Source organism: Nostoc sp. DedQUE05 (assembly GCF_034530955.1).
Taxonomy (GTDB): Bacteria; Cyanobacteriota; Cyanobacteriia; order Cyanobacteriales; family Nostocaceae; genus Nostoc.
Map to the genome: position 1 here is coordinate 1 of NZ_JAVRCB010000090.1, position 9,361 is coordinate 9,361.

8 protein-coding genes and 2 pseudogenes are annotated in these 9,361 nt (G+C 41.4%); 4 read left to right on the forward strand and 6 right to left on the reverse strand.

Going from position 1 to position 9,361, the window contains the following annotated elements:
• Window positions 1–74: 74 nt before the first annotated feature.
• Window positions 75–536, forward strand: a pseudogene (locus RMZ42_RS34855) (Tn3 family transposase); the annotation flags it as partial.
• Here RMZ42_RS34855 and RMZ42_RS34435 read toward each other — a convergent pair.
• From RMZ42_RS34435 to RMZ42_RS34460, 6 genes and pseudogenes are all read right to left on the reverse strand, one after another.
• Window positions 536–952 (reverse strand): annotated as a pseudogene (locus RMZ42_RS34435) (photosystem II q(b) protein); the annotation flags it as partial. The pseudogenes RMZ42_RS34855 and RMZ42_RS34435 overlap by 1 nt on opposite strands.
• A 458-nt stretch (window positions 953–1,410) precedes the next feature.
• Window positions 1,411–1,701, reverse strand: coding sequence for a hypothetical protein (locus RMZ42_RS34440; RefSeq protein ID WP_322675650.1), 291 nt, complete (start codon window positions 1,699–1,701; stop codon window positions 1,411–1,413).
• Window positions 1,702–1,711: 10 nt separating this feature from the next.
• Window positions 1,712–2,671 carry a ParM/StbA family protein gene (locus RMZ42_RS34445; RefSeq protein ID WP_322675651.1) on the reverse strand — a complete coding sequence of 320 codons (960 nt, stop codon included), beginning with the start codon at window positions 2,669–2,671 and terminating at the stop codon, window positions 1,712–1,714.
• 413 nt (window positions 2,672–3,084) lie between these two features.
• On the reverse strand, window positions 3,085–3,597 hold the full coding sequence (locus RMZ42_RS34450) for a hypothetical protein (RefSeq protein ID WP_322675652.1): 513 nt from the start codon (window positions 3,595–3,597) through the stop codon (window positions 3,085–3,087).
• Window positions 3,598–3,772: 175 nt separating this feature from the next.
• Window positions 3,773–4,726, reverse strand: a complete 954-nt coding sequence (locus RMZ42_RS34455; protein WP_322655876.1) for a ParB/RepB/Spo0J family partition protein — start codon at window positions 4,724–4,726, stop codon at window positions 3,773–3,775.
• Complete coding sequence (locus RMZ42_RS34460; RefSeq protein ID WP_322675653.1) at window positions 4,723–5,478, reverse strand: ParA family protein; 756 nt, start codon at window positions 5,476–5,478, stop codon at window positions 4,723–4,725. Before RMZ42_RS34460 ends, RMZ42_RS34455 begins: the two co-directional genes overlap by 4 nt.
• A gap of 313 nt (window positions 5,479–5,791) precedes the next feature.
• Between RMZ42_RS34460 and RMZ42_RS34465 the strand changes: the two genes are divergently transcribed.
• The 3 genes from RMZ42_RS34465 to RMZ42_RS34475 form a co-directional block, all read left to right on the forward strand.
• On the forward strand, window positions 5,792–8,038 hold the full coding sequence (locus tag RMZ42_RS34465; protein ID WP_322675654.1) for an ATP-dependent RecD-like DNA helicase: 2,247 nt from the start codon (window positions 5,792–5,794) through the stop codon (window positions 8,036–8,038).
• Between the two features lie 79 nt (window positions 8,039–8,117).
• Window positions 8,118–9,068 (forward strand): RpoD/SigA family RNA polymerase sigma factor, encoded by a 951-nt coding sequence (locus RMZ42_RS34470; RefSeq protein WP_322675655.1) that lies wholly within the window; start codon window positions 8,118–8,120, stop codon window positions 9,066–9,068.
• Window positions 9,069–9,157: 89 nt separating this feature from the next.
• Window positions 9,158–9,361, forward strand: a 204-nt coding sequence (locus tag RMZ42_RS34475; RefSeq protein WP_322675656.1) for a hypothetical protein, incomplete at its 3' end; no start/stop codon positions are given.

Here is a 9,361-nt window from a genome sequence, read left to right on the forward strand (position 1 = left end):
ATGGACATTGCACAGTAGATGACCTCAATTCATCCCTCTATTATGCAACGCCAAATTTTACTCCTCAAAACTTTTCAAACACCCTCTTACAAAAGACGACGCTAGATAAGTTATTAATTGTAGAGCCTGATAAAAAACTGACTGATTTAATTTGGCTACGTCAACCACCAGGTCAGGCTAATCCAAGAAACTTTTTAAAAGTGGTGGAACGACTGGAGTTTATTCGCCATCTCAATCTCGACTCTGGATGCTTGAAACGAGTACACCAAAATCGCCTGCTGCAATTTACTAGAACTGGTGCGAAGTCTACACCTGCTCACCTATCTAGGTTAGATGAACTGAGACGTTATGCTATTTTAGTTGCTTTTCTGATTGAATGGAGTGCTTCATTGATCGATTATGCCATTGAAATGCATGATAAAATGATGGGTAAATTATTTAATAAAAGTGAGTATCAGCACGGCGATAAATTTCAACGCGATGGCAAAGCAATTAATGAAAAAGTCCGATTGTATGCTCAAGTGGGCAAGGCATTGTGCATCAAGATGTTGTGTTCTGCTTGGAACACGATCATGAAGTTGAAGGTTCCTGAGATACCCAAAGGCATACCGTCAGAGAATGAACCTTGTCCGATGGGGTATACCAAGAATACTGCACTTGCTGCTGCAACTGGTGCTGAATATGCTATAGCAATCCAAGGACGCATTCCTAAGCGGTAGGATAGTTCCCATTCACGACCCATGTAGCAGAATACGCCAATCAGGAAGTGGAAGATTACCAACTGGTAAGGACCGCCGTTGTACAACCACTCATCAAGTGATGCTGCTTCCCAAATTGGGTAGAAGTGCAAACCGATGGCGTTGGAGGAAGGTACTACTGCACCGGAGATGATGTTGTTTCCGTAAATCAACGAACCTGCTACTGGTTCGCGGATGCCATCGATGTCCACTGGTGCTTTTGTTTTCGCCTGGATAAGTAATTTACACTGCTTTACAAAAGTTAATCAAGTGCTAAGAATTTTGTAGAGTCAATAGAAATCATTAGCTTTACTTATTTAAGAGCTAGATGAGTGTCCAGAATCAGAGATGAAAAAAGAGCGATCGCTGCTTAGTCTGGTGCATGAAAGATACCACTGAGCAATTTATATTGCTATTCCTCCAAATACTCTGCCACTGCTGCCAAATCTGACATTGCCCGATTCAGGCGATAAAGCATAGCTTGGGCTACTTCCAGTTGAGCACTGAGTGTTTCTAATTTTTCTCTTAGATGATGTCAAAGCAGCAAGCAGATTCAGATTAACTGCTGTAAATTAGCCGCGACGGAACAGAGTCTCTAAAGATTAATCGAGGGGACAACAGATGTATCGTAAAGTCGCTAGCTGATCTTTTTCGTAGAAGACCCCTGTAACGGTTATAAATCAAAATCAAGACTGAATGTTTCCCCACCATAGTCTTCTTCTTTTTCCTGTGCAAATGGAGTTGAAGCCGTTGAAGGGAGTTTGTTCGACTCAGTATTAATCGGGGTGTCAGCTAAAAGTTGTGCAGGTAATCCAGCCTTGATGAAAACAAAATAGCAATCAACTATAAAGTAAAGCGTGTCCAGGTAGCTTTTATCTAGTTTTTGCGATTCTGCAAATATGCGCTCTCGGTAATTATCTTTAAGGCGAATTTTTTCCGGTGCTAAGTCTTTTTTATCTGCCATTGTTATAACTTTACTTAAGAGATGTAGTAGTTGGATTCTTGGCAGAAATGGTCTTTGCCATCTCTAAAAGCCCAGAGACATTGGCTTCTACCGGATTGTCCAGGATTTTGAAGCCGTTTTTCTCCAACAGCTTCTTAAATCCTGGTAAGAGGCAACCTCCACCAATCGCCCAGATTTCATCCCCCTGGTGCTTGGCATCAAGTGTCAGATTCACCACTTTCTTCAAGTATTTTTCATACCAATCTTTTAAAGAAGCGCTGTATATATCTTTAATATCGATGTCACGGCTGTATCGGGTATGCCCCATTTCCAAACAAAATCGGATAATGGAAGGATCTCCAATTTTTCCGCCATTTAAATGTTTCATTTTTTGGGAGATATCATCGATGAGAACTTCTACACCGATGGGGTAAGCAGTGTGAACTTCTCGTTTCCCTTGGTTGTAACGAGAATACAGGGTTGTTCCATTGCCAAAGTCTAAAATGGTTAATTTTTTTGGTAGTGGATGCCCAAACAATGCACCCATTCCCTCTAGTACAACTTTCAGCACTTCTACTTTTACTTCTGATTGTTTGCCAGCAAGTATTGGCTGATATTCTCCATTTAGTACTTTTTGTAGTTCATTAGCCAGAGCAACATCATGTAAACTGACGACTAATTTTAAGTGCCAAGCCTTACGGTGTGGTAGATGTGCCAATGCACCCAATAAAGTCAATAATGCGTTGTTGACTTTGTTTTCATTATTATCGGTATTCCGGTCAAAATAATTCCCTGTCCGGTAAGCTGACTCTCCAACTGTATAAGCACTACCGTTAAAAACTACACGCCCTGGAACATCTTCCATCTCGGCATTAGTTATATAGCTGGGGACACGAACTACTTCAAAGCCATCGACTAAAAGTTTTAGGCTTCCGTAACCGTTATCGAAACCCGCAGGAAAAATTTTTTGCAACGTGTGAATGTTTGACATCTGCTTCAAGTAATAAACTTTAAGAAAGTGAAAATTATCTGTTCCAGTGATCTTCAAGAGCAAGAGAAAGAAGAATAAAATAACTCACCCTTATTTTCCCAACTCAAGAGCTTATCATAACCCCTTGGGGGCTAAATGGGGTATAAAATGTCAGACAGTCAAATATACCCCATTTAGCCCCCATATAGCCCATTTGTAGGGGTCAAAATGTCTCCAAAGTCTTGAACTATTGTTGGGGTATATATAGCCCCCATATAGCCCCCAATAAGAATTCTTGAAATCTTTTTTATCAACACAGCAGAAATTAAATTAGATCATCGTTGACTATTTGATTTATACAATGTCAATTTTTTGTTAAAAAGCAATTCAGTTTTGATCTTTAACTTCTTACTAACTATGTAACGAGTGGGTTACTACTTGCTTACAGGTTCAGCTTTCTCTACTGAATTATCATTCACACCCAAAGTTAATTCCAAAGGAATTTTTTGGGGATAAGCTTTTACTACTTGCCGATAAACATCATAATTAGTAGGTAGCGTGTTCTGAGTATTACCCACCCCATAGGTCAGTTTGTACTTTATATCTTTGATCAATTCAGGTTTACCTACCTCTTCTTGAGGTCTTTTACGTTGTTCAACTTCATCAACACTTGGTCGCGGCGGTAAAGTAGGCCACCATAAGCCTCGATCATCTGGGCCAATTATTTCTCCTGGTGGTTTTACTCCATTTCGATTCAGCACCGAAGTAGTAGCAAAGGTTTCAATGCGGGGTCGTGGTTCACTAGTTAGGTTATTGGCATATTTAACTTGCCAGGTGTAACTGGTGAGTGTTGTAGCTTCATACTGTTCAACAGTAGTAGTACTGCAACTAGTTAATGTCAGTGCCGTTAGTGCAGTTATTATTGAGGGTAAAAATCTTATTTGCATTAGCAATCGTAAATATCTTTTACCAATCACTCTTCAAAAGGTAGTGTGCCATCATTCCTACCAAAGTGAAGGAATCGATGTTGTAGAAAGCACTTCTCCTGTAACAATCTAATCGCCATTTGCCTATTTTGAAGGAATGACTTTAGGAATGCTGATTGCCATACTAAATGTAGTTTTAGTTATCATCACTGCTTTCAACTAATAAAGCTTCAAGCTCTACTAATATTTTTTGTAATCGCTTGTGCTGATTGGGATTATCCCAAACCTTTGATTTTTTTACTTTGCTGTAGGCTTCATCTATCTTCTTTTTTAAAGAAGATGATTTTTTATCTGTATTTCCAGGCATGTTTGCTTGAATTTCAGCAAGACGCTCTTTAATTTGACTTAAAGATAAATTATTTTGAATTGCATCAGACAGTAATGATTTACGTAGGGCTTCATCCCTAATTCGCGCAATCACTTTGGCTTTAGTATACTCGATTACTCCTGACCGGAGAGCTTCCATAACATCTATAGGAAGTTTTAATAATGGGAGACGATTGGTTCTAAAACTTTCGGGGGAAAACTTTCCGATTGTGTTAAATACCTCAAGTAGAGACTGCCATTCTTGGCTGTGGATAACGTTATCCACAGCCTCTCGTTCTGGATGAGCTGCTGATTGAAGTAAAGCAACTATTGATTCTGTGGTTTGATTAAGTTTTAATCCTAAGAGAGCAACAATACTCTCTGTTTCCTCAATTGGGTTTAAGTCCTCTCTTTGGAGATTTTCCGAGAGTGCTAGTTCAAGTGCTTCAGCATCTGTCATTTCCCTAATAACAGCAGGTACAAACTCTAATTGAGCAGTTTTAGCCCCTCGGAAACGACGTTCTCCTGCAACTAGTTCATATTTTCCATCCTTTTGAGGACGGACGAGAAGGGGCTGAAGAATTCCATGCTGTTTAATTGACTCTACTAACTCATGCATGGCTTGAGGAGCAAAGTAGCGACGAGGTTGTTGATGTGGTAAAACTATTTGTTCTATTGGGATAAGGAAAGCAGCGCTACTATTGTCTACTGCCTCTTCAACTCCAAATAAAGCATCTACTCCTTTAATTTCATAAGGTTGACTAACACGCTTCTTCAGACTCATGGCAACGTCTCCAAACTTTGAGCAATCTGCTTGAGAATAGTGACAGATGGATGCTTAGAATTGTAAAGTGCTAACGGTATATGCTCTTGGGCTGCATCAGCAAAAGCTACGGATCGAGGAATAGCTGGATAAATGGTACCAATCTTAGATAGAGAATTAGTAATTGACTGTAAGCTTTGGGAGCCTTGTCCAGTTCGGTTATCGTACATGGTTGGAACTACTCCAGCAATCTGTAATTTTCGATTTGTCCGAGAACGGACACGCGCAATCGTTGTTAACAATAGTTCTGTTCCTTTTAGAGCTTTATATTCAGTTTGAATAGGAATGAGTACATGTGTGGCTGCCACCAAGCTAATATAGCTAAGAATACCGAGACTTGGTGGACAATCAATTAAAATGAATTGGTATTGTGCGATAACTGGTTCAAGAGCCTCCTTTAGTCGAATATCTCGCATATCTGCGACAACAAGTTCTAATTCTGCGCCACTTAAGTTGATGTTTGCGGGGGCCATATCCATACCATGTATATTCTGATGAATTGGTAATGGTTCTTCTCCCAGAATAGCTTCATAAACTGTCTTACCTAGTTCAGATGGCTCTAATCCCATAAAAGTAGTTAGTGAAGCCTGGGGGTCCATATCCACTAATAAAACGCTTTGCTGACTTTGAGCCAAATGGTAGCCTAAATTCATTGTCAGAGTAGTTTTGCTGACACCACCCGACTGATTAAAAACTGCAATGACTTTGCTCATTAACTGAACAGAAATAATAAAGACATCAACTTAACAATATCGGTATCAGTCACATACTGGCAAAAGAAACTTACATTCAGTAGATAGACCGAACTTTAACATTTCAACTATGATTTTGCCCTTTCTATTATTGCTAACTTTTTCAGTCTCCAAGCAATGGTTTATCTGGTATCAGCCCCACTGCCTCGGCTTTTAAGCTTGAACTAGGGTAAGCTTTCAATGACACTAATATTGAATATCTAATTTAGTATTTATGTACTAAAATAGCTAGACTCCCAGTATTATAATAATGTGCGGCCTATTCTAACAGGCAATGTCTACTCCCCCTAATCTTTCCCCTCAACAAGTAAGCGCCTTTCCTCAATACGAAACAATCACCGGAGTCGTAGAACGCCTAACTTTTTACTCTGCTGAGTCAGGCTACACCGTGGCAAGGCTGACTCGACCCCGTAGCAACGAACTCACAACAATTGTCGGCAGCTTTGCCAATATTCAGCCAGGTCAAACTCTACAGCTAACTGGTTTCTGGCGTGACCATCCACAATTTGGGCCACAGTTCCAGGTAGTTAATTATCGAGAAACCAAACCAGCCACTATCACCGGAATTGAGAAATATTTGGGCAGTGGTTTAATCAAAGGCGTGGGCCCAGTCACAGCCAAGCGTATCGTTGCTCACTTCGGTTTAGAAACCCTAGACATCATCGAAAACCAGATTGAACGACTGATTGAAGTCCAGGGTATTGCCAAAAAACGGATCACACTCATCAAAAACGCTTGGTCAACCCAAAAAGCCATTAAAGAAGTTATGGTGTTTCTCCAAGGGCATGGCGTTTCTACCACTTATGCAGTCAAAATTTACAAACAGTATAAGGATGAGGCCATCGCTACAGTTACCAAAAACCCCTACCAACTAGCAGCCGACATCTACGGGATTGGTTTTTTAACTGCTGACAAGATTGCGAGAAATATAGGAATTGCCCCAGACTCAGAATTTCGTTATCGTGCGGGAATTATCCACTGTTTAAGTGAAGCTGCCGAAGATGGTCACTGTTATCTACCTCAACCAGAACTGATTGAGTCGGTAATCAAACTGCTGACTACTGAATCCCATCAACCAACAGAAGAAGCGATCGCACAAATCATCAAAGATATGGCTCTAACAGATGAACTGATTAGAGAGCGGGATGAAGAGAAAACGCTACTTTGCTACAAACCGACTTACTTTCATACGGAACAGAATTTAGCTCAACTGATACGCCAACGTTTGGAAAATCCTGTTGGCACTGACATTGAGCGTGTGCGTGATTGGATTGACCGCTTTACAGCCAGCCGGAAAATTCAGCTTTCAGAACAGCAACGCCAAGCTGTAGAAACAGCAGCCTACTCCAAAATCATGATTTTGACTGGTGGTCCTGGCGTTGGAAAAACTTTCACTACCCACACCATTGTCTCACTTTGGAAAGCAATGGGTAAATCCATAGCCCTAGCTGCACCCACTGGACGCGCTGCTCAACGTTTGGGTGAAATGACTGGGCTGGAAGCAAAAACTATTCATCGGTTGTTAGAATTTGACCCGCGCTCAAGGGGTTTCAAGCGTGATAGCGAAAATCCTTTGCCCCACACAGCAATTATCGCTGACGAAGCTTCGATGCTTGATTTGTTTCTGGCTTACTCCTTAGTTAAAGCAGTATTAGCTGGCGCTCTACTATTGTTGGTGGGTGACATAGACCAGCTACCATCTGTAGGGCCAGGTCAAATACTTGCTGATTTGATTAATTCTGGGCGAGTTCCGGTAGTACGGTTGACCCAGGTATTCCGTCAAGCTCAAACAAGTGCAATTATCACTGCTGCTCATCAGATTAATCGAGGAATTTATTCCACGATTGAACCGATTTCTGACAATCCTGTGTCTGACTGTATTTGGCACGGCGGCGGACATCAGCCCGAACATGGTGTACAGGCAATCTGCGAGTTGATTACAGACTTGCTCCCTCGCCTAGGTTTTAATCCTGCCACTGATGTCCAAGTGCTTTGCCCGATGACACGGGGAGTAGTCGGGACTCGCAACCTAAACACCGTCTTGCAGCAGTTGATTAATCCACCCAGCCCCAACAAGGTGGAGATTAACAGAGGTGGAAATTTATTACGCGAGGGCGATCGCATTATCCAGCTAACCAATGACTACAACCGTGAAGTTTTCAACGGCGACCTGGGGATTATTCAAAGCATTGATATTGTCGAGCAGGAAGTTGCTGTTGGGTATGGCGAACGCAATGTAATTTATGATTACGCTGACTTAAATGAAATTGCCCTGGCGTGGTGCGTGACTATTCATAAAAGCCAGGGTTCAGAATATCCGGTGGTGATTCTACCAATCTATATGCAGCATTATATGATGTTGAGCCGGAACCTGTTTTACACTGGGCTGACCCGTGCCAAAAAGTTAGCGATCGTGGTTGGAGCGAAAAAAGCGATATCTCTGGCGGTGCGCTCTACCGATGACCAACGGCGCTACACACGGTTACAGCAGAGGTTACTTCAGACAGGGCTGGATTGGTGATGTGTCTTGGTTCTTCAAAATAGAAAACTTTATTGAGTTATACTTTTAAATCCCCTGGTAAAAAAAGCGTTGAATTTCTATGTCCAGCCTCAGTTCCGACATGGTTCGCATCTATTTGCAGGAAATTGGTCAGTATCCTTTATTAAAGCCAGAGGAAGAAATTGCTTATGGTAGACAGGTACAAGAAATGATTGCCATTGAGCAATCTAAAAATGAACTCACCCAACAGCTAGACCGTGAACCAACTTTAAGAGAATTAGCCAATGCTGTTGAAAAAACCGAAGCACAAGTCCGAGCAGCATTACACCTTGGTCAAAAAGCTAAACAGAAAATGGTGATAGCAAACCTGCGATTGGTAGTATCTGTTGCCAAGAAATATCAGAACCACAATTTGGAATTTCTAGATTTGATCCAAGAAGGAGCAATAGGTTTACAAAGGGGTATAGAAAAGTTTGATCCCAACCGAGGTTATAGGCTATCAACCTACGCTTACTGGTGGATTAGTCAAGCTATAACCAGAGCTATCGCAGAACAATCCCGCACTATTAGATTACCTGTTCACCTCACTGAAATACTTACCAAAATTAAGAAAGTACAGCGAGAAAGCTTTCAAAAACTCGGTCGTCATGCCACTGCTGAAGAAATAGCAAAATCATTAAACCTCAGTACAGATAAGCTTCGAGAATATCTCGCCGCCTCTCGTACAGCCATCTCTTTAAATAAACAAGTCGGAGATGAGAAAGAGACAGAATTGGGCGAAATTTTAGCAGACGTTAGCACTTCACCAGAAAAACTCCTTACCCAAGAACTTCTATCGCAAGACGTAGCTAAATTCTTAGAACCATTGACACCTATACAGCGTCAAGTGTTGACTTTAAGCTTTGGGCTAGAGAACGATCAGCATTTCAATCTAGCTCAGATTGGTCAACAGCTAAACCTCAGCCGAGAGCGGATTCGTCAAATCCAGGTCAAAGCTATAAGTATTCTCCGCCACCATCAAAATGACATTCAAGAGTATTTATTTGATTAAGTAGGATTACTTTCGTCAGATGATGCACGGATCTTGTAGAACTAAGACGAAAAACTATATTTTAGAAGTAAGTCCACAATAGGTAATCAATGCCCAGTAAAACAATTGATGTCCGAGAGTACACCGTTAGAGCGCACAAGCGGGAAATTCACACTCGCGTTTTCAACTTCGTATGTAAGCAATGCGAACAACCCACACAACGAGAAACCTTTGGAGTTCGACCGCTTTACTGTGAAACATGCCGTCCGCCACAAGCACCCAAGAAATCAGTAGTCCCTCTCAAGAAGAGAAAA